Source organism: Massilia rubra, from assembly GCF_011682065.1.
In the GTDB taxonomy this organism is placed as follows: Bacteria; Pseudomonadota; Gammaproteobacteria; order Burkholderiales; family Burkholderiaceae_D; genus Telluria_A; species Telluria_A rubra.
Window position 1 is genome coordinate 102,977 of record NZ_VUYU01000009.1, and the last position, 17,910, is coordinate 120,886.

General features: G+C 66.1%; 22 protein-coding genes. 10 read left to right on the forward strand and 12 right to left on the reverse strand.

Annotated elements, in window-relative coordinates; translation table 11 throughout:
• Positions 1-11 precede the first annotated feature (11 nt).
• Both F0185_RS15985 and F0185_RS15990 read right to left on the reverse strand, forming a co-directional pair.
• Entirely contained in the window at positions 12-764 is a 753-nt protein-coding gene (locus F0185_RS15985; protein WP_167226001.1) for a GIN domain-containing protein, read from the reverse strand.
• 74 nt (positions 765-838) lie between these two features.
• Positions 839-1,045, reverse strand: a complete 207-nt coding sequence (locus tag F0185_RS15990; protein WP_167226003.1) for a hypothetical protein — start codon at positions 1,043-1,045, stop codon at positions 839-841.
• 190 nt (positions 1,046-1,235) lie between these two features.
• Here F0185_RS15990 and F0185_RS15995 point away from each other — a divergent pair, with 190 nt between their 5' ends.
• A complete protein-coding gene (locus F0185_RS15995; protein WP_167226005.1) occupies positions 1,236-2,537 on the forward strand; it encodes a GMC family oxidoreductase N-terminal domain-containing protein in 1,302 nt (433 codons plus the stop codon).
• Here F0185_RS15995 and F0185_RS16000 read toward each other — a convergent pair whose 3' ends face one another.
• Complete coding sequence (locus F0185_RS16000) at positions 2,538-3,224, reverse strand: methyl-accepting chemotaxis protein (protein WP_167226007.1); 687 nt, start codon at positions 3,222-3,224, stop codon at positions 2,538-2,540. It lies immediately after the preceding gene.
• A gap of 520 nt (positions 3,225-3,744) precedes the next feature.
• Between F0185_RS16000 and F0185_RS16005 the strand changes: the two genes are divergently transcribed.
• From F0185_RS16005 to F0185_RS16015, 3 genes are all read left to right on the forward strand, one after another.
• On the forward strand, positions 3,745-4,299 hold the full coding sequence (locus tag F0185_RS16005) for an FxDxF family PEP-CTERM protein (RefSeq protein ID WP_167226009.1): 555 nt from the start codon (positions 3,745-3,747) through the stop codon (positions 4,297-4,299).
• Positions 4,300-4,484: 185 nt separating this feature from the next.
• Positions 4,485-5,888, forward strand: a complete 1,404-nt coding sequence (locus F0185_RS16010) for a M16 family metallopeptidase (RefSeq protein WP_229477059.1) — start codon at positions 4,485-4,487, stop codon at positions 5,886-5,888.
• A gap of 11 nt (positions 5,889-5,899) precedes the next feature.
• On the forward strand, positions 5,900-7,315 hold the full coding sequence (locus F0185_RS16015) for a M16 family metallopeptidase (RefSeq protein ID WP_167226012.1): 1,416 nt from the start codon (positions 5,900-5,902) through the stop codon (positions 7,313-7,315).
• 101 nt (positions 7,316-7,416) lie between these two features.
• Here the strand turns inward: F0185_RS16015 and F0185_RS16020 are convergent, their stop codons facing one another.
• Positions 7,417-7,917, reverse strand: coding sequence for a hypothetical protein (locus F0185_RS16020; RefSeq protein WP_167226014.1), 501 nt, complete (start codon positions 7,915-7,917; stop codon positions 7,417-7,419).
• 324 nt (positions 7,918-8,241) lie between these two features.
• Here F0185_RS16020 and F0185_RS16025 point away from each other — a divergent pair, with 324 nt between their 5' ends.
• The 3 genes from F0185_RS16025 to F0185_RS16035 are packed head-to-tail and all read left to right on the forward strand — an operon-like array spanning position 8,242 to position 9,686.
• On the forward strand, positions 8,242-8,790 hold the full coding sequence (locus tag F0185_RS16025; protein WP_167226016.1) for a hypothetical protein: 549 nt from the start codon (positions 8,242-8,244) through the stop codon (positions 8,788-8,790).
• Between the two features lie 33 nt (positions 8,791-8,823).
• Positions 8,824-9,258: a hypothetical protein gene (locus tag F0185_RS16030; protein ID WP_167226018.1), complete on the forward strand. Its 435-nt coding sequence runs from the start codon at positions 8,824-8,826 to the stop codon at positions 9,256-9,258.
• Positions 9,255-9,686 (forward strand): hypothetical protein, encoded by a 432-nt coding sequence (locus tag F0185_RS16035; protein ID WP_167226019.1) that lies wholly within the window; start codon positions 9,255-9,257, stop codon positions 9,684-9,686. Before F0185_RS16030 ends, F0185_RS16035 begins: the two co-directional genes overlap by 4 nt.
• A 32-nt stretch (positions 9,687-9,718) precedes the next feature.
• Here F0185_RS16035 and F0185_RS16040 read toward each other — a convergent pair whose 3' ends face one another.
• The 4 genes from F0185_RS16040 to F0185_RS16055 all read right to left on the reverse strand — a co-directional run bounded on the left by F0185_RS16040 (position 9,719) and on the right by F0185_RS16055 (position 11,828).
• On the reverse strand, positions 9,719-10,009 hold the full coding sequence (locus tag F0185_RS16040; RefSeq protein ID WP_167226021.1) for a hypothetical protein: 291 nt from the start codon (positions 10,007-10,009) through the stop codon (positions 9,719-9,721).
• Between the two features lie 46 nt (positions 10,010-10,055).
• Positions 10,056-10,349 (reverse strand): pentapeptide MXKDX repeat protein, encoded by a 294-nt coding sequence (locus F0185_RS16045; protein WP_167226023.1) that lies wholly within the window; start codon positions 10,347-10,349, stop codon positions 10,056-10,058.
• Positions 10,350-10,423: 74 nt separating this feature from the next.
• The gene (locus tag F0185_RS16050; protein WP_167226025.1) at positions 10,424-11,206 is read right to left on the reverse strand and encodes a molybdopterin-dependent oxidoreductase; all 783 of its coding nucleotides are present in this window, start codon (positions 11,204-11,206) and stop codon (positions 10,424-10,426) included.
• A 25-nt stretch (positions 11,207-11,231) separates the two neighbouring features.
• Positions 11,232-11,828, reverse strand: coding sequence for a cytochrome b/b6 domain-containing protein (locus F0185_RS16055; protein ID WP_167226027.1), 597 nt, complete (start codon positions 11,826-11,828; stop codon positions 11,232-11,234).
• A 238-nt stretch (positions 11,829-12,066) separates the two neighbouring features.
• Between F0185_RS16055 and F0185_RS16060 the strand changes: the two genes are divergently transcribed.
• The 3 genes from F0185_RS16060 to F0185_RS16070 all read left to right on the forward strand — a co-directional run bounded on the left by F0185_RS16060 (position 12,067) and on the right by F0185_RS16070 (position 14,812).
• On the forward strand, positions 12,067-12,639 hold the full coding sequence (locus tag F0185_RS16060) for a sigma-70 family RNA polymerase sigma factor (protein WP_167226029.1): 573 nt from the start codon (positions 12,067-12,069) through the stop codon (positions 12,637-12,639).
• A complete protein-coding gene (locus F0185_RS16065) occupies positions 12,636-13,277 on the forward strand; it encodes an NrsF family protein (protein ID WP_167226030.1) in 642 nt (213 codons plus the stop codon). The genes F0185_RS16060 and F0185_RS16065 overlap by 4 nt, the downstream gene beginning before the upstream one ends.
• Positions 13,278-13,450: 173 nt before the next feature.
• The gene (locus F0185_RS16070; protein WP_167226032.1) at positions 13,451-14,812 is read left to right on the forward strand and encodes a sigma-54-dependent transcriptional regulator; all 1,362 of its coding nucleotides are present in this window, start codon (positions 13,451-13,453) and stop codon (positions 14,810-14,812) included.
• Positions 14,813-14,816: 4 nt separating this feature from the next.
• Here F0185_RS16070 and F0185_RS16075 read toward each other — a convergent pair whose 3' ends face one another.
• The 4 genes from F0185_RS16075 to F0185_RS16090 are packed head-to-tail and all read right to left on the reverse strand — an operon-like array spanning position 14,817 to position 17,910.
• Positions 14,817-15,545: an amidohydrolase family protein gene (locus tag F0185_RS16075; RefSeq protein WP_166886510.1), complete on the reverse strand. Its 729-nt coding sequence runs from the start codon at positions 15,543-15,545 to the stop codon at positions 14,817-14,819.
• Positions 15,542-16,177 carry a hypothetical protein gene (locus F0185_RS16080; protein ID WP_167226034.1) on the reverse strand — a complete coding sequence of 212 codons (636 nt, stop codon included), beginning with the start codon at positions 16,175-16,177 and terminating at the stop codon, positions 15,542-15,544. The genes F0185_RS16075 and F0185_RS16080 overlap by 4 nt, the downstream gene beginning before the upstream one ends.
• A gap of 46 nt (positions 16,178-16,223) precedes the next feature.
• On the reverse strand, positions 16,224-16,853 hold the full coding sequence (locus F0185_RS16085; protein ID WP_167226036.1) for a GIY-YIG nuclease family protein: 630 nt from the start codon (positions 16,851-16,853) through the stop codon (positions 16,224-16,226).
• Positions 16,837-17,910 (reverse strand): aminotransferase class I/II-fold pyridoxal phosphate-dependent enzyme, encoded by a 1,074-nt coding sequence (locus F0185_RS16090; protein WP_167226038.1) that lies wholly within the window; start codon positions 17,908-17,910, stop codon positions 16,837-16,839. The genes F0185_RS16085 and F0185_RS16090 overlap by 17 nt, the downstream gene beginning before the upstream one ends.

The window sequence follows — 17,910 nt, forward strand, 5'->3', positions numbered from 1 at the left end:
ATGCATGACGCTCATTTCCAAGTGACCTTGCCAAGGCCTTCGACGCTGACGTTGCGGCTGGGCGGCTTGCCGTACACCGTCACCGACCCCATGCCGTTCAGGCGCAGGTTGGCGCTCTGGCGCGCCATCACCGTGGCGTTGCCCAGTCCGTTCAGGTCGACATTCACGCTGTCGACCTGGAAGTGCTGCGCATCGAGTCCGCCCAGCCCGCCCAGGCTGGCCCTGAGCCACTTGGCGCGTCCGCTCAGCCTGACATAGCCCGCCCCGCGCAACGCCAGTTCCACGCCCTCGCTGGCCACACCCTGCAAGTCCAGGCTGCCGACCCCGCCCAGGCTGGCGCTGACGACGCGGTAGGTGCAGTTGACCTTCATCGAGCCGGCCCCTTCCAGCGACAAGTCGAGCTCGTCGCCGGCAAAGCCGCTGATCTCGGCCGAGCCAAAGCTGTCGGACGACACTTCGCGCAAGCTCGGGAGGGTCAGTTCGGCCCGCGCACGCGCGCCGCGCGCGGCGCCGCCAATGCTGATGGTGTCGCCGTGCTGCTCGGTGGTAACGCTGCCCAGGATGCGCCGGGCGCCGCTGATGACCAGGCTGGGCACGGCGCCCTGGCGCAGGTGCAGGTCGATCGCGCCGTCGAGCCGGACACGCTGGGCGCTGGCGTCGATCGTCCGTGTTTCGGTCGCACTGTCGTCGGCGGCGCCGGCCGTGGCGAGCGAGGCCAGGGCCAAGGCCGCCGCCAGCGCGCCGGCTTTGAAAAAATCAATCATGGTGCGTCTTTCGCGTTTTCTTATCGTGGCTTGCCTGGCGCCTGCGCCAGCAACAAGTCGGACGGCGTTCCAGCTTATTGCGGCAGCCGGGCTTTTTCGGCGGCGCTCAGGCGGCGCGCGCTGACCACGACCACCGGAATGGCGGACTCTACATTAGCGCTGGCGGCCAGCGGCGCGCTACGCTGGGTTGGCGCCGGCGCGCCGGCCGTGGCGAAGGTGCTGGCGCCGATCACGGCGACGACGGCAAGAAAAATGGCTTCCATGTGTTTGGCGATGTTCATGATGCGCTCCTCGTGTTCGGTTTGGTGCCGTGGCGGTATGGTGTGACTTTAGCCACATAGGGCGCATCTCTCCAGCCGATTGCGATGAACTGCATTTTTCGCCACCTGGTCCAGCGAAAATGCGCGATGAGGCGTCACGCGCAGGTTTGCCAGTTGACGAGCCCGCGCTTGCGTCCGATACTCGTGCACCATGTCCGCGCCCGCTTCCACGTCCACCACCGCCCCCTCGCCCGATGCGATTGTCGTCGGCAGCGGGCCGGGCGGCGCCAGCGTGGCGCGCGAACTGGCCGCACGCGGCCTGCGCGTGCTGATCCTGGAACAGGGCAGCGCCGCCCCATTGAAAGGCACCCTGGCCCAGATGGCGCGCATCGCCGCCGTTCCCGGCAAGGGCGCCTTTATCCACCGCGACGCCTCGCTGCTGGTGCAAGGCATCAACGCCGGCGGCAGCTCCAGCATCAATTTCGCCACCGCCGCCGATCCGCCCCTGGCCCGCTTCGCCACCCTCGGCATCGACCTGGGGCCGGCCTTGCACGCGCTGCGCGCCGAACTGCCGATCGGCCCGCTTCCGGATTCCCTGGTCGGCCCGGCGGCGAGCCGCATCATGCAAGGGGCCCTGGCCTTGGGCATGGACTGGCGCAAGCTCGACAAGATGATCCGCCCGCAACTGTGCCGCCCGGGTTGCTGGCGTTGCGTCTACGGCTGCCCGTTCGGGGCCAAGTGGAGCGCGCGCGACTTCATCGAGCAGGCCTGCGCCCACGGCGCCACCCTGCTCGACCAGGCCCGCGCCACGCGCGTGCTGGTGCAGGACGGCAAGGCGGCCGGGGTCGAATACATGCGTGGAGGCAAGCTGGAACAGGCGCTGGCGCCGCTGGTGATCCTGGCCGGCGGTGGCGTCGGCAGCCCGCGCCTGCTGCACGCCAGCGGCTTGCGCGCCCAGTCCAGCAGCCTGTTCAGCGATCCGGTGGTGGCGGTGATGGGCACGGTGGACGGCCTCGACGGTGGCGCCGAGGTGCCGATGGCGGCCGGCATGCGCCTGGACGAGGCCGGCATCTCGCTGGCCGACATGACCCTGCCCAAGCCGATGTACCAGGCCTTCACCGCGCAGGCGGGCCGCTTCGACCGCCTGTTCGCGCACCGGCGCACGCTCTCGATCATGGTCAAGATCGCCGACCAGGCCGGCGGCGCGGTGGGGCCGCGCTGGGTCGACAAGACCCTGCACCAGCGCGATCGCGACAAGCTGGCCCGGGGCGAAGCGCTGGCGCGCGCCATCCTGGCCGGCTGCGGCGCCACGCACGTCTTCAAAAGCCACCATTTCGCCGCGCATCCGGGCGGCAGCGTGCGCATCGGCGACGGCGTCGACGCCACCCTGCAAGCCGGCGCGGCAGGCGTGTATGTGTGCGACGCCTCGGTCATTCCGGGGCCGTGGGGCTTGCCGCCGACCTTGACCTTGCTGTGCCTGGGCAAATGGCTGGGCCAGCGCCTGGCGCGCTAGTCAACTGGCCAGCGCGCCGTTCAGCGCCGCATGCACCAGATCGTCGATTTCACCCGTGATCAGGGTCATGGAGCTGGCCACCACCGAAAACTCCTTGCCGGCCTGGCCGGCGCGCGCGGCGACGATCTGGGCGTTAAAGGCGACCATGCGGGCCTGCTTGGCGATGGTCTTGATGTCCCCCATCATCACCTGCAACTGGCGTTTTTGCAGCTGGGCGTGGCGCTTCGATTGTTCTTCATACACCAGGGTCAGCCCGTTGAGCACGCTCAGCAGGGTGGTGGCGCTGCGCACCAGCTCATCTAGCAGCGCGGGCGCGCCGCGCCCTTCGCCGACGATGGCGTCGAGCGTCGATCCGGCCAGCGCGATGAAGTCGCGGATCACGCGGTCGCCCTGCAACACGCCAAAATAGGCGTCGCGCAAGGGGGCGCAGAACACGCCCGGCAAGCCACCCTTGCCTTCGACCAGGGTCAGGTGCGTTTCGCGAAACTGCGCCAGCGTCTCGCGCGCGGTGGCCGCCGCGCCGTCATGGCCCATCGAGGCCAGTACGGCGTACAACACCACGCGCTGCGAGGTGAAGCGGCGCCGGCCTGACAGGTTGATAAGTGCGCCAAAGACATCGCCGGACAGCTTGGCCCCGGCAAATCCATCGTCGCGCGGGCGCACCAAGGTGCTCGCATCTTCCAACATGGTGTTCTCCTTCTCAGCGCCGGTAGCGACTTTGCCAGCCGGACAGAGGCAGCAGATGCAGGTTCCGTGCCAGCGCCCCCGGGGAATTTTGCTATCGGCTTCACCAAGTTAGCGCAATGCGGCACAAGGCGAGCACCAAAGCGGACCGCCGCATCCCAACATGATGCGCGCCTGCCGTATTGACCTCGCTCAACTGAACAATAACTTATGATTTACTTAAAGCATGACTTCCATAATTTCTCGTCTTTTTGTAGGAATAGGACTACATACACAAATGATATAGACAGAAATGGTGCTCTGCAACAGAGGTCAAGCGAGCTCTTCACTATGAAGATGCGCCTGTAATAGTATTTCCATATCAATAAAGCGTTCTCTGTAGAAAATTGCAACGAGATGTAAAGAAACGAGCTCATCCTTACCGCGGTCACAAGCCAATGTTAGATTGGCCTCTCGCGTACACATACGTGATCCAAGCCACAATCCGGCCTTAACAAAAGGCAAATTTAATAGGTGCAATATGATGAACAAATCTAAAGTTTTCCTGTCGGCCATCGCGCTGGCATCCGCTGCCCTGGTATCGAGCCAGGCATCCGCTGTCGAGATCATCAATACCTCGACCCTGGAATTCGTCGATAACTTCGCTGAAGCCGACGGTTTCTTCGCCGGTGGCAACAAAGGCAACACCTTCACCGACAACTACAGCTTCACCCTGGGCCAGGCTGGCGAATTCGCCGCCGGCATTTTCTCGGTGACCGGCAGCGCTAAAACCGGCCTGGACATCACCGCGTTCAACCTGATCGACAGCACCGGCTCCCTGTTCGGCGGCACCCTGCTGTCGACCGGCGCGACCGACCAATGGTCGCTGTCGACCTCGAGCCTGAACGCCGGCACCTACACCCTGCAAGTGAAGGGCAGCATCCTGGGGAACACCGTGGGCCGCTACTCGACCAACATCGCTCTGGCGCCGGTACCTGAGCCAGAAACCTACGCCATGATGCTCGCCGGCCTCGGCCTGCTGGGCTTCACCGCTCGCCGCCGCAACAAAAAGGCAGCAGCCGCCGCACTGGCAGCGTAAGCTTTACGCGCCCCGCATAAAGACCCTCGCGTCCCCCCTGGCGCGAGGGTCGCTATGCGGGGTTTTTTCGCATGCATATGTTTGCTTAAAAACCAACGTACGTTAAGATACTTCGCCATGCAGCGGGCCCCGCCCCTGCGGCCGAGCTGGTTCCCCAGGTACTTATCGTGAGGTTTTTCATGCGCATGCGCCAACTCCCCGTTCTCATCGCCGGACTTTGCCTGTCCCTGTCCGCATTCGCGGCCACCAGCGACAGCTGGAACGTTCCCGTCAACATCAAGAAGCTCGACAACGGCCTGACCGTGATCGTCTCGCCCGACCACACCTCGCCCACCGTTGGCGTGAGCGTGGTGTACCACGTCGGCATGCGGCTCGAACCGAAAAACCGCACCGGCTTCGCCCACCTGTTCGAACACCTGATGTTCCAGGGCACGCCGAACGCACCGAAGGGCGTGTTCGACAAGACCATCACCGGCGGCGGCGGGCGCAAAAACGGTTCGACCGGGCCCGACTTCACCAACTATATAGAGACCGCGCCGGTCTCGTCGATCGAGTCGATCCTGTGGCTCGAAGCGGACCGCATGAAAACGCTCGACTTCAACGAAAAGACCCTGAAGAACCAGCAGGATGTGGTCAAGGAAGAAATTCGCGTCAACGTCAAAAACCAGCCGTACGGCGGCTTCATGTGGATCGACATCAACCAGCAGGCGTTCCAGAAGTGGGAAAACAACCACGACGGCTACGGCAGCTTCGAAGACCTGGAAGGCGCCAGCCTGGACGACGTGCGCAATTTCCACCGCGATTACTACGGCCCCAACAACGCGGTACTGGCCATTTCCGGCGACGTGACCCCGGCCCAGGGCTTTGCGCTGGCCAAAAAATACTTCGCCGCCATCCCGAAACGCCCGACCCCGCCCGCCACCGACTTTACCGAGCCGCTGAACACGGCCGAAAAACGCATCGAGCAAAGCGATGCGCTGGCCCAGGTGCCGGCCATTGCCGCCGCCTGGAAGATGCCAGCGCGCGGTAGCAAGGACCTCGCGCCGATGGCGGTGCTGGGCGAACTGCTGGCCGGCGGCGACGCCTCGGTGCTGTACCAGGGCCTGGTCAAGGGGCGTGAAGTGGCGCTCAACCTGGAAAACCTGTACGGGCTGACCAGCCCGTGGGAATTCGACGGCCCGACCCTGTTTACCGTGTTCGCCCTGTACAAGCCGACCAGCAACGCCGACGCCGTGCTCAAGGGCATCGATGAAGAAATCGCCAAAGTGGCCGCCGGCGGGGTCGATCCGGCCACGCTCAAGCGCGTCAAGACGCGCATGCTGGCCAACTGGTACAACACGCTCGAAAGCTTCATGGACCGCGCCGACACCCTGGCCAAGCTGCAAACCCTGTGGGGCGACGCCAACGTGGCCAACCAGATTCCGGGCTGGATCGATGGCGTGAGCTCGGAAGACATCCAGCGCGTCGCGAAAACCTACCTGACCCGCGCCAACCGCACCGTGATCGACCGCAAGCCGGTCGCCAAGACCGCCGCCGTGGCCGCCCCTGCCGCCGCCGCGACGGCCGCACCCGCCCCCGTGAAGAACTAAGGAGAGCCGCCATGAAAAAACTGATGCTGGCAATGAGTATTTCCCTGCTGTTCGGTACGGCCGCGCAAGCCGCCGCTGCACCGGCCCCGGCCGCCACCAAACTGCCGCCGTATGGCAAGGACAAGCCGATCCCGGCCCCCAAGATCATCAAGAAAACCCTGGCCAACGGCCTGCAGGTGTGGGTCGTGCCGCGCCAGGGCTTGCCGCGCGTGGACTACGTGCTGGCCGTGCGCGGCGCCGGACTGGCCGCCGACGAGCGCAAGCTGCCCGGCTTCGCCACCCTGATGGCGGGCCTGCTCAACGAAGGCAGCACCAGGCGCGACTCGCGCGCCATCGCCGAAGCGGCCCAGGGCCTGGGCGGCGAAGTCGGCGCCGGCGCCAGCCACGACGGCGTGGTGGTCTCGGCCAACGCCCTGACCTCGAACGCCGGCCCGATGCTGCAACTGCTGGCCGAAGTGGCGCGCATGCCGGCCTTCCCCGCGCAAGAAGTCGAACTGGGCAAGGGCAACGCGCTGGAGGGCTTGAAAGTATCCGAAACCAACCCCGGTTTTCGCGCCGAACGCGCGCTGAACAAGGCGGTCTTCGCCGATCACCCGTACGGCAACACCAGCCCGAGCGTGGAATCGATCAACGCGGTCACGCCGGAATTGCTGCGCGCCGAGCACGGCAAGCGCTTCCGTCCCGACCGCAGCCTGCTGGTGATCACCGGCCGCATCGACGAGGCCGAAGCCATCAAGCTGGCCAGCGCCGCCTTCGGGGACTGGAAGGCCGACGGCCCGGCCCTGCCCGAAACCCCGGGCGCCACCCTGGCCGCCAAGCCGGTGCGCATCCTCCTGCAACGCGACGGCAGCGTGCAGTCGACCATGCGCCTGGGCAGCCCGGGCATGGCCGCCAGCGCCATCGACTACGTGCCGCTGCGCCTGACCAGCACTATCCTCGGCGGCGGTTTCAGCAGCCGCGTGAACCTCAACCTGCGCGAAGAAAAGGGCTACACCTACGGCGCCTCGGCCGGCGCGCGCATCTTCCGCAACGGCGGCAGCATTGTCGGCGGCGCCGATGTGCGCAACGAAGTGACCGGCGACGCGCTCAAGGAATATTTGCACGAGTACACCCGCATCGGCGCCGAACTGGTGCCGGAAGCGGAAATGAGCATGAACAAGCGCTACGTGGCCGGCGGCTACCTGATCAGCAACCAGATGCAGGCCGCCGTGGCGCGCACCCTGGCCAACAACTGGCTGGTCGGCCTGCCGCCGGAATTCCTCGGCCAGTACGTGCCGCTGATCCAGAAAGTCACGCCCGAACAGGTGCGCGAGATGGGCAAGAAGTACTTTGCTCCGGAACTGCAATCGGTGGTGGTGGTGGGCGACAATGCCGCCGTGGCGGAGCAGTTGAAAAAATACGGCGAATTCAGCGTCCAGCCGAAGTAAGCCGGCGCAGGCGCGGCGCCCGCCAGGGTGCGCCCGCCACATCGATCGGCCCGGGGCCGCCGCTGCGCAAGCACCGGCGGCTTCTTTTTGCCCGCATTACATCAAGCGTCGATGCGCCTGCAGGTGACTTCCACCATCGCTTCGGGATAAGTCGGGTCGAGCGGAATCGAACGCATCGCGCTGGGGCCGATCTCAAGAATGGTCGACTTGAAGGTCGACTTCTTGCGCTGTTCGGCGTCAAGCACCTGTTGGCCCGCTGCCGTGCTGATGCGTGGGTCCGAGGCCGAGATGAACGTCGACGCGTGATAGTCCGAGACCAGGGTGTTTCCGTCGAGCCGCCAGGCTCCCGCGTCCGAGGCCACGAATGTCAGGGTGGGACGGTCGCTGGAAGTGATGACCGTGGTGGCCAGGGAGGTAAACGTCAGATCGGCCGCGCGCTTGATCACGCTGACCACCGTGATGACCGCTGACGGCGCTTTCATCGCCGTCGGCCCGCACTCCCACGTTCCGGTAAGCGAGGTTTCCGAGAGCGCGACGGGAGCGGCCGCGGCCGGAGAAACAGCGGCGAGAAGGACGATAAAAATGGCTGATTGTGAACGCACGTGGTTTCCTGTCGGTGTACGAAGCGGTTTTTCTGCGGCATCGGGAAGTCTGTCCAGCCCGGCGCCGCGCGGTGCCCTGTCCTGCAATGTTGCATTCTAGTCTATGCGGACGATCGGGGTCGACCTCGTCGCGCAGCGCCGGACCGGTGGTTTACGCAAGCAATAGTTGCAATTGGTTATCTGCGTAAGAGATAATGTAGGGCAACTACGTGAGGGTTCTGTTACCGCCTTTATATGGTTCCGCAGAACACGACGCCCGCCGGCGCTTTTCATCGTGTGCCATCGTGTCGAGCGCATGAAGGCGCACCACCTGTCCGAATCATCATGCCATACACCCGCCTTTTCATCGCGCCATTGCTGCTGGCGGTCCTGTCCGCCTGTAGCACATACGTGCCGCCGCCAAGCAAGCCGACCGCGACCCTCGTCATGTACATGGAAAACGACACCCCCACCCCGCGCATGCGCATCGGCAGAGCCCTTGCTTTCGCCGATAGCGAATGCGGAGGCCCGCACACCAGCCATGTCATCAACAGCGCCATTTCCATGGATGATGTCGATGAAATACCGCGCAAGCAGATTGCAGCGGAGCAGGAATTTACCTTCGCCCTGGAAGCTTCGCACGTTCTCTGGGGCGGCAATTCGGGCTGTTCCGTCACCGCCACCTTCACGCCCAAGGCGGGCCAGACCTACGACGCCCGCATGTACACACGCGGCAACTCGCAACGTTGCGAAATGATCATCGTGGACCAGGACAACCACGAGGTCCCGTCCACCAGGCCGGCGTATTCCTGCATGCCGGGGATGAACGGCATTAACAAAAATGGCCAGGGCTGGTACAAGGCGATCAGCGTCTCAGTCACGATTATCAGGTAAGGCGTGCGCAGCGCGACATCCCGAAAGTGCATCATGAAACTCATCAAACCGTTTTCTCTCGCCCTCCTCCTGACGCTGGCCGCCTGCAGTGACTACCGCGAGCGCACTTGGTTGACGTATCAGGGCCGGGATGCCGGCGGCTACGAAGAAGAAGCGGGCCCCGGCAAACTGATCAAAGTCAGCTATACCGGCCCGTTGGGAGTGCATGTGTATATGGCCGCCAACTCGGTACTCTACAGAAGCGCCGAAATCACCCAGCGCGAAGGAAAAGCCTATTTTGCGCTGTACAACGACCTGCCATCGGCGCTGAAAGACCGGCGCAGCGAGAAAGCCATCTTCTCGACCGTCGGCGGCCGGGCCTTTTCCTACGCCTATATCGTGCCCTTCCAGGACAATGCACCGGGCCTGCTGTCGGCTGCCGAAGTGATCGCGCGGCTCGAGATCAAGGTCAAAGGCAAGCCGCGATGACGCCGGCTCCCATCCTGATGAAGTGGTCCGTGATCCTGGCCCTGCTGGGCGCGGCGGGCTGCGGCGAAGCCCCGCTCTACCATCCGGCCCCCATGCCGGCCGATGCCTCGGCGCTGGTCGACGCGTCCGGCAACATCGTCAAATGGATTTGCGCCAAGGGCGAGCGGCACCGCCTGGTAGGCGATGCCAACGGCGATGCGCACATCCCCGCCGGCGCGCGCGTGACCGTCGGCGCCTATTACAATCAAGACAGACTGAGATGCCTGGCAGCGGCGAGCTTCATCCCCCAAGCCGGGCAGCGCTACCGCATCGACCTGCAAATTGCCGCCGAACATTGCACTCCCACGATCTACATCGACGATCCCGGCACCGTCATCGGCGTACGGCTCGCGCGCGGCGTGCAGCCAGCGCGCGGCTGCGATCTTTGAGCTGCGGCCTTGCTCCAGGCAAGCAGCCCGATTCAAGCAAACACATCGATGCGGCCGCCTGCCGCCACGCTGGCAAGCGGTGCATTAGTGGTGGTGTTGGCGCCATCGGCCTGCGCGATGCGCTGCTGCACCTGCGTAATGCGCGCAGCGATGGCTTCAATGTCGGACTTGCCTTTGGGCGTGTCGGCGCTGGCGCAGTTGACGCAGTCGGATAACTGCTGCTGGTAGCGCTGCAATTGCGCTTGCAGGGCGACCGGCGACGGTTTCGCAGCGCCATAGGACACTGCGGCACTGCTGCTGGCAATGGCGATGGCTTGGACCATGCGATCTCCCGATGAAAACGCCCGGCGCCGAGGCCGGGCAGTTCGATTACTTCTTCATTTCATCCTTGGCCATGGCATCTTTCTTCATCTCGTCCTTGGCCATCGCATCTTTCTTCATGCCGTCTTTTTTCATCGCATCCTTGCCCATCGCATCTTTCTTCATACCGTCCTTGGCCATGGTGTCCTTGTGCATGCCATCCTTGGCCATGTGATCCTTCTGCATGGCCGGCTTGTGCATCCCATCCTTGGCCATCTCATCCTTCTTCATGGCGTCCTGGGCGAACACGGCGCCGGACAGGGTCAGGGAAACGGCGATCAGGGCGGTGGTGATGGTCTTCATGGTAAATCCTTTAGAGTGAGTAAAACAAGAAAAGTACTGCTTGCGGGCGGTCCGGGACAGCGATCGATGCTCGGTCAACTGCCGCCGAACCAGTTATACCCCTGGTTTTCCCAGTAGCCGCCAGGGTAGGTATTGGTGACGGAAATGGCCTGGATGTGTTTGGGATTCTTGTAGCCGAGCTTGGTCGGCATGCGCAGCTTCATCGGAAAGCCGTAGCGCGGCGGCAAAGGCTGGTCGTCATAGGTGAGCGCCATCAAGGTTTGCGGATGCAGGGCCGTCGCCATGTCGATGCTCGTAAAATAGTCGTCGGCACAGTGAAATCCCACGTATTTCGCGCTCAGGTCGGCGCCCACGTGACGCAGGAAGTGTCCGAACGAGACTCCGCCCCATTTGCCGATGGCGCTCCAGCCTTCCACGCAGATATGGCGCGTGATCTGGTCCTGCTGCGGCAGCGCGCGCAGGCGGGCCAGTGTCCACGGCTTGCGCTCGGCCACCATGCCGCTCAGCTCCAGGCGCCAGGCCTCGCCATCGACCTCGCGGATCTGCTCCTCGCCGTAAAAGGCATTGAATGGAAACGGCCGCGTGATCATGCTGGCCGGATACGTGGGCGCCAGGCGCGCCGGATCGAACAGCAGGCCCTGCACACGGTCGTTCAGGCGCGAGATGCCGGCCAATGCCTGCTCGATGCTGTCCTGGTCGCTGGTGGAGCAGCCGGTCAGCAGGCTCAGGCCGCCTAGTGTCAGGCTGCGCTGCAGGAAGGCCCGGCGCGAAGGCTGGGCGATGCGCTTGACGGCGTCGGCCAGCATGGCGGCGCCCTCGGCGGGAATGGCGATGGCGCGTGGTGTGAACAGTGTCATGATAGGTTTTTCCAATCCTCGATCGTTAGCGGCCACGCAGCATGGCCAGCAGCGTGCGCGGCACCAGCGCCACCATCGCCACATGCACGACAATGAAGCCGCACAGGCCGGCCATCGCAAAAAAATGGACCTGGCGCGCGCCTTCGTAGCCGCCCATCAGCATGCGCAACAGGGGGAACTGCACCGATTTCCAGAGCACCAGCCCGGACAGCACCAGCACGATGCTGTCGAGCATGACGAACAGGTAGGCCAGGCGCTGCACACTGTTGTAGCGGCGTGGATCGGCGTGGGCCAGCTTGCCTTTCAGCGCTGCGCCCATATCGCGCAGCAACTGGCGTGGCGACACAGGAAAGAACTGGCGCCGCAGCCTGCCCGACGCCAGGTTAAGCAGCAGATACAGGATGCCGTTGGCCAGCAGCAGCCACATCGCGGCGAAATGCCATTGCAGCGCGCCGCCCAGCCAGCCGCCCAGGGTGATGTGCGCGGGAATCGAGAAGCCCAGAAAAGCGGTCGCGTTATAGATGCGCCAGCCGCTCGTCACCAGCAGCAGCACGGCCACCGCATTGAGCCAGTGCGTCAGGCGCAGCCAGAGCGGATGGATGATGCGCGCATCGGCACTCATGGCGTACTCCGCGCGGCGCCGGGCAAGGCCCTTTTGACTTGCTCGCAATAAGCGGCATATGATGCCGGCGCGGCAGCGGGCGCGGTCGACACGGTAATGATGGGAAACGGATGCATGTTTTGCCTGTGATGAATGACTCTGACAGGTAATTCGAAGCAAGACCGGCATTGGTTACAGTTCAGCAAAAAAATTTTTGCGAACTATTTTTATTTATCAAACGCTGTTACTTAAGGCACCGATGGAACGAATACCTGAGGTAAGCGTGTTGCACAGGACGGAGTTACGCTTGCATGCGCTGTTCTTGCAGGGGCTCGACGGCGACAACGTGGCCTACCGCGCCTTTTTGCAGGCGACCGCGTCGCATTTGCGCGCGTTCCTGCGGCGGCGCCTGGGCGCTTGGCCGGATGAAGTGGAAGACCTGGTGCAGGAATCGCTGCTGGCGATCCACAACCAGCGCTTGAGTTACGATACCGCCGTGCCACTGACGGCGTGGATGGTAGCGATCGCCAGGTACAAGCTGATCGACTGGCTGCGCCGCCATGCCCGGCGCGACGCGATGAACGAGCCCTTGCCCGACGAAGACGCATTCTTTTCCAGCGCCGACGCCGATGCGGGCGAAGCGCGGCGCGACCTGGGCAAGCTGCTGGCCAGCCTGCCCGACAAGCAGCGCGAGGCGATCGTGTACACCAAATTGGACGGCTTGTCGGTGCGCGAAGCGGCCGCCGCCTTGCAAATGACCGAAGCGGCGGTCAAAGTAGCGGTCCACCGCGGCTTGAAAACCCTGGCAACCCTCTTCAAGGATGCGCTATGAACACCGATGACTTGATTACCATGCTCGCCAGCGGCCCCGATGTGCGCGTGCAGCGCCGGTCCGCGCGGGTCACCCTCCTGCCGCTGGCGGCGGCCTTGCTGGTCAGCGGCATCATCGTGCTGGCCGGGCTCGGCTTGCGCGCCGATCTGGCCCAGGCGGCCAGCTTCTCGCCTTTCTGGATCAAGCTGGGCTTCTCCGTGGCGCTGGCGGCGGCCGGCGCCCTGGCGCTCAAGCGCCTGTCGACCCCGGGCGCGCGCAGCGCCGCGCCGGCGTTCCTGTTGAGCGCACCGGTGCTGCTGATCTGGTGCTTGGGTGCAACGGTCCTGTGGCAAGCCGCGCCCGAGCTGCGCGCCGAGCTGTTCTGGGGCCGCACCTGGCGCACCTGCCCCTTGCTGATCTCGCTCATTTCCCTGCCGCTGTTCGGCGCCGCGCTGCACGTGGTGCGCGCCCTGGCGCCGACCCGCTTGCGCCTGGCGGGCGCGGCGGCAGGATTCGGGGCGGGAGCGGCCGCCGCCGCCGTGTATTGCCTGCATTGCCCGGAAGCAAGCTCAGCGTTTGTGGGCGTCTGGTACCTGCTGGGCATGTTGATGCCGGCCATGCTGGGGGCACTGATCGGCCCGCGCGTGCTAGCCTGGTAGTTTGCATTTTTCATGCCATGCGCATCACTTCTGCGCAACAAAATGGGTATTGAGCCAGATCAAAGTTTGTGCAGAAAAAAGCACGTATAGTCGTTTGTAGCAAGCGGGGCTCAACCAACCTTTGAGCCTTGTCAAACATTGTGCAACTTTCTTTGACCGGGAGAACGACGCGCATGCAAGCCCGACTGCCTCTCCCGCTCTGGATTCACCCCTTCGAACACGTCAGCGCCGCCCTGTGCGCCAAGGTGGCGGCGGCGCTGGAACAGGCCGGCATGCAGCTCGATCCCGGCGGCGCGCGCGCATCTGGCTTCGGCCTGGCCCTGCTCGACGGCATCGATGCCGCCGTGCTCGAGCGGGTGCGCAGCCTGGCCGCCGGCGCCACCGTGCTGGCCATCGCCGTTGGCGCGCGCGCCCCGGCCACGGCCGACATGTGGGCGTTGCTCGAGGCCGGCGCTTTCGACGTGCTCAACTGGACCGACGCCAGCGACGCCGCCGCCCGCGTGCGGGCCCGGCTCGAGCGCCGCGACGCCCTGCAGCGCCTGGCCGACTCGCCCGAGGTGCGCACCACCCTGGTCGGCGCCAGTCCCGCCTGGCGCGCGCTGGTGCACAGCGTGGTCGAGGTGGCCGCCTTCACCGAGTCGCCGGTCCTGATCACCGGCGAGACCGGCACCGGCAAGGACCAGGTCGCGCAACTGATCCACCGCCTCGGCGGGCGCGGCGAACTGGTCGTGCTCGACTGCACCACGCTCACGCCCGAGCTGGCCGGCAGCGAACTGTTCGGCCACGAGCGCGGCGCCTTCACGGGAGCGGCCAACGCGCGCGACGGCGCTTTTGCGCTGGCCGACGGCGGCGTGCTGTTCCTCGACGAAGTGGGCGAGCTGCCCCTGCCCCTTCAGGCACAACTGTTGCGCGTGCTGCAGGAGCATACGTATAAGCGGGTCGGCAGCAACACCTGGCAGCGCTCGCGCTTCCGGCTGGTGTGCGCCACCAACCGCAGCCTGGAAGAGGAGGTGGCGAACGGGCGCTTCCGGGCCGACCTGTTCCACCGCATCGCCGCCTGGCGCTGCCGCACCCCGCCCCTGCGCGAACGCAGCGACGACGTGCTGCCGCTGGCGCAGCACTTCCTGGCGCTGCTGGCCGGCCCCGGCGCGGCCTGCGAATTCGACGACGCCGTGCGCGAATACCTGCTGCTGCGCGAATACCCCGGCAATGTGCGCGAACTGCGCCAGACCGTGGCGCGCCTGTGGTGCCGCCACAGCGGCCCCGGGCCGATCACCATCGGCGACCTGGCGCCCGACGAGCGGCCCGCGCGCGGCGCGCCCGCCAGCTGGCCCGACGTGCGCTTTGAAAGTGCGATCCGCGCCGCGATCGACCTGCGCATTGGCCTGGCGCGCATCAGCCAGGCCGCGGCCGACATCGCGATCCAGCTGGTGCTGGAACAGGAAGGCGACAACAACCAGCGCGCCGCCCTGCGCCTGGGCGTGACCGACCGCGCGCTGCAGATCAGGCGCAAAGCCTGGGCCGAGGCACACTGATGCGTCACTGACGCCCGATCAGGCGCAGCAGATTTTGCCCCAGCACCAGCGCCTCGTCGTCCGGCGCCAGGCCGAGCATGCCGATCTTGGCCAGTTCCACGCCCGGATGCAGCCACGGGCCGTCGGAGCCGAACAGCAGCTTGTGCGCGCCGGCGCGGCGCACCGCCATTTCCAGCAGGTCGAAACGGCGCACGCCGGCGCTGTCGGCGTAGATATTGCGGTGGCGCGCCAGATGGTCGACCAGCGCCAGCTGCGCGCTCCAGTCGTCGGCAAAGCTGCCCAGGTGCGGCAGGATGAAGTTCACGTCCGGGAACTGGCTGGCCAGCAGTTCGGCCACCGCCACCTCGCCGGTCACGTCGTACAGCACCGGCAGGCGAAAGAAGCGCGCCGTTTCGCACACCTCGCGCGAGATGCGCGCATCGTGCCGGTGCAGCTTGATGCCCACGAAACCGTACTCCTCGACGGCCACCCGCACCAGCGCGCGCACCCGCCCGCGGTCGCGCTGCGCATGCACGAACGCGAAACCGTAGAAGCGGCCCGGATCGGCCGCCACGATGCGCGCCACGCTGCGGTTGGCCTGCGCATAGTCGGAGTGAAACGCGGCCAGCAGCACCGTGCGCGCGATGCCGGCCCGGCGCGCCCGCGCCAGGTAGCGTTCGAGGCCGGCGTCACTATCCCACGGGCCCGAAAAGCCGTCGCCCTCGCCCGCGTGGCAATGGCAATCGATGATCATAGATCGAGCACGATCTGGCCGCGCCCCTGGCGGCGCCAGGTGCCGCTGTCGGCGCCACTGGCGCCGCCGGCCAGGCCCGGCTGGCGCATGCGCGGCAAGTGGCAGCGCAGCGCCGCGTCGACCGCGTCGCGCGCGGCGCGCTGCGGGTCCATGCCCTGCCCCGCCATGCCGGCCTGCTGGGCGGCGGTGCCGGCGATGCGCACGAAGCGGCGCGCCATTTCCAGCTCGCGCTCCTCGCCATCGAGACCGGCCGCTTCCATCTCCAGTGCCTTGGCGACGGCACTCCCGAGCGCGCCGCCAAGCATCGTGCCCACACCCGGAATCGGTATGAAGGAGCCGAGCGCCTTGCCCACGAACGGCAGCGCGGTCTTGGCCAGGCCCTTGAGCACGCCGCCGAGCGGCTTGGCGACCTTGCCGATGACGGAGCCGACCTTTTTCACGCCCTTCCAGATCCCCTTGAACATCTTGCCGAGGAACTGCTCGAGTTCTTCCTCGCTGGCGACCGACATCAATTCCATCGCCAGCGCGATTTCTTCCTGCTCCCCGAAGGGTCCGGGCGCTGCGAATTCGAGCACTTCCAGTTCGCCGGCCGTCTGGCGGCATTTGGCGCAACCACATCCTGATTCTTGCATGACGATCTCCTTCGGTTGATGAAGCGTTTGCATACGTTAAAGTAAGTCAGCCCCAGAACTCGCCGAGCAACTCGGCCTCCAGTTCCTTGCGCTGGTTGGTCAGCACGCCCGGCGGGTCGCCGGGCTTGCGCGGTTTGACACCCATCTGCGCATGCAGGTCCTTTTCGGTCTTGCGCCGCGCGGCCGCCGACGGCGCCGGCGCCACGAACACCCGATGCTTGCCCACGTCAAGCCCCAGCATGGTGGCGCACAGCAGATGCTGGCGCAGGCGGCGCCCCACGTTGTCGCTCTGGCCGCTGTAGGCGCGCTTGCCGGCCGGGCCATCGAACTCGATCAGGTACAGTCCCGCCAGGTTCGCTCCCACCTTCGCCACCGCGTCGCGCAGCGGACCGTAGGATGTGTAGCTTGGCGCGGCGGCCATCCTGGCCAGGGCGGGCGCGATGCTGGTGGGCTGTTCGTCCTGCGGTTCGTCATCCTCGATGGCGTAAGGAGCCGGTTCCGGCCACGGCGCCAGCACCGGATAGCGCCAGCCGCCCCAGGCCGGCCAGCGTGGCGCGCGCGCCTTGGCGGACCAGGTGCGGCCCGACGACGGCCGTGGTGCGCGCGCCGGCGCACCACGGCGGCCACCACGCTCTTGTTCCATTTCAAAAGCCACCATTTCAAATTCCGTATTCATATTCCCTCCTTGTATGTCTGGCCGTCGGCGCCTGCGCGCGCAGGCAGGCCGCCAGCAGCGCCAGTGCGCGTTCGATGTCGTCCGGCGCGTGGCGCGCCGTGACGATGAAACTGAGCGTGGCCCGCGCACCCGCGCGCTGCAGCACCGCATCGACGCCGGCGCGGCGCAGGCAGGCGTGCAGCGCATCGCCATCGATATCGCGCCGCAGCGCCAGCGTCTGCACCGGAAACGCACTCGCATGCAGCGCAATGCCATGCCTGGCCGCCCCAAGGCGCCACTGGGCCACGCGCCGCCACAGGCGCGAGCGCAGCTGGTCGCCGTGCGCGCGATTGATGCGCAACGCCGCCAGCGCGGCCCGGATCGCCGCCACCGACGGCGGGCTCGAATGCACGCGCGCCTGGCTTGATTGCCCGAAGCGGCGCACCAGCTCCGTGCTGGCGCACAGCACCGCCAGCGGCGCGCCGAACGCTTTCGAGAGCGAACTGCCGACCACCACGTGCGGCCCTTGCACGCCGTGCCGGCGCAGCGAACCGCCGCCGGCGGCGCCGAACAGGCCGACCACCTGTGTGTCGTCGAGCACCAGCCAGCCGCCCGCCTCGCGCATCAACGCCGCGTAGGCGGCCAGTGGCGGTGGTCCGGGCGCGCCGGGCGAATAGCCGTCGGCCAGGATCAAGGGGCGCCGTCCCTGCTGGCGTGCGCTGCGCGCCAGCCTGCGCGCGCCGTCCACGTCGGCCGGCGCGAACACCGTCAGCGGCGTGCCGCGCGCGGCCGCCCGTTCGGCGCCGGTGCGCGCGATCGGATAGCTGGCGCCATCGACCAGGATCGCCAGCGGTTCGCGCGCCAGCAGGTCGAACAGGTCGCAGAACAGGTGCAAGGTCGATGGCAGCAGGGTCGCCGCCTGGCAGCCGCACAGCAGCGCCAGCGCTTGCGCCAGTTGCGCGGCCCCCGGCGGCTCCATGCTGGCCGCCGGCCGCCCCAGGGTCAGCGCGTCCCAGCCGCCCAGGTCCGCGCTGGGATGGCGCATGCCGAGATACAGGGCGCTGGAAAAGTCGAGCAT

Excerpts from the sequence above, each read along its gene's own strand:
- F0185_RS16075 (WP_166886510.1), bottom strand. The coding sequence starts at position 15,545 with ATGATCATCGATTGCCATTGCCACGCGGGCGAGGGCGACGGCTTTTCG.
- F0185_RS15985 (WP_167226001.1), bottom strand. The coding sequence starts at position 764 with ATGATTGATTTTTTCAAAGCCGGCGCGCTGGCGGCGGCCTTGGCCCTG.
- F0185_RS16070 (WP_167226032.1), top strand. The coding sequence starts at position 13,451 with ATGCAAGCCCGACTGCCTCTCCCGCTCTGGATTCACCCCTTCGAACAC.
- F0185_RS16060 (WP_167226029.1), top strand. The coding sequence starts at position 12,067 with ATGGAACGAATACCTGAGGTAAGCGTGTTGCACAGGACGGAGTTACGC.
- F0185_RS16090 (WP_167226038.1), bottom strand. The coding sequence starts at position 17,910 with ATGCTCGACTTTTCCAGCGCCCTGTATCTCGGCATGCGCCATCCCAGC.
- F0185_RS16010 (WP_229477059.1), top strand. The coding sequence starts at position 4,485 with ATGCGCCAACTCCCCGTTCTCATCGCCGGACTTTGCCTGTCCCTGTCC.
- F0185_RS15995 (WP_167226005.1), top strand. The coding sequence starts at position 1,236 with ATGTCCGCGCCCGCTTCCACGTCCACCACCGCCCCCTCGCCCGATGCG.
- F0185_RS16035 (WP_167226019.1), top strand. The coding sequence starts at position 9,255 with ATGACGCCGGCTCCCATCCTGATGAAGTGGTCCGTGATCCTGGCCCTG.
- F0185_RS16030 (WP_167226018.1), top strand. The coding sequence starts at position 8,824 with ATGAAACTCATCAAACCGTTTTCTCTCGCCCTCCTCCTGACGCTGGCC.
- F0185_RS16040 (WP_167226021.1), bottom strand. The coding sequence starts at position 10,009 with ATGGTCCAAGCCATCGCCATTGCCAGCAGCAGTGCCGCAGTGTCCTAT.
- F0185_RS16055 (WP_167226027.1), bottom strand. The coding sequence starts at position 11,828 with ATGAGTGCCGATGCGCGCATCATCCATCCGCTCTGGCTGCGCCTGACG.
- F0185_RS16080 (WP_167226034.1), bottom strand. The coding sequence starts at position 16,177 with ATGCAAGAATCAGGATGTGGTTGCGCCAAATGCCGCCAGACGGCCGGC.
- F0185_RS15990 (WP_167226003.1), bottom strand. The coding sequence starts at position 1,045 with ATGAACATCGCCAAACACATGGAAGCCATTTTTCTTGCCGTCGTCGCC.
- F0185_RS16045 (WP_167226023.1), bottom strand. The coding sequence starts at position 10,349 with ATGAAGACCATCACCACCGCCCTGATCGCCGTTTCCCTGACCCTGTCC.
- F0185_RS16050 (WP_167226025.1), bottom strand. The coding sequence starts at position 11,206 with ATGACACTGTTCACACCACGCGCCATCGCCATTCCCGCCGAGGGCGCC.
- F0185_RS16085 (WP_167226036.1), bottom strand. The coding sequence starts at position 16,853 with ATGAATACGGAATTTGAAATGGTGGCTTTTGAAATGGAACAAGAGCGT.
- F0185_RS16025 (WP_167226016.1), top strand. The coding sequence starts at position 8,242 with ATGCCATACACCCGCCTTTTCATCGCGCCATTGCTGCTGGCGGTCCTG.
- F0185_RS16065 (WP_167226030.1), top strand. The coding sequence starts at position 12,636 with ATGAACACCGATGACTTGATTACCATGCTCGCCAGCGGCCCCGATGTG.
- F0185_RS16015 (WP_167226012.1), top strand. The coding sequence starts at position 5,900 with ATGAAAAAACTGATGCTGGCAATGAGTATTTCCCTGCTGTTCGGTACG.
- F0185_RS16005 (WP_167226009.1), top strand. The coding sequence starts at position 3,745 with ATGAACAAATCTAAAGTTTTCCTGTCGGCCATCGCGCTGGCATCCGCT.
- F0185_RS16000 (WP_167226007.1), bottom strand. The coding sequence starts at position 3,224 with ATGTTGGAAGATGCGAGCACCTTGGTGCGCCCGCGCGACGATGGATTT.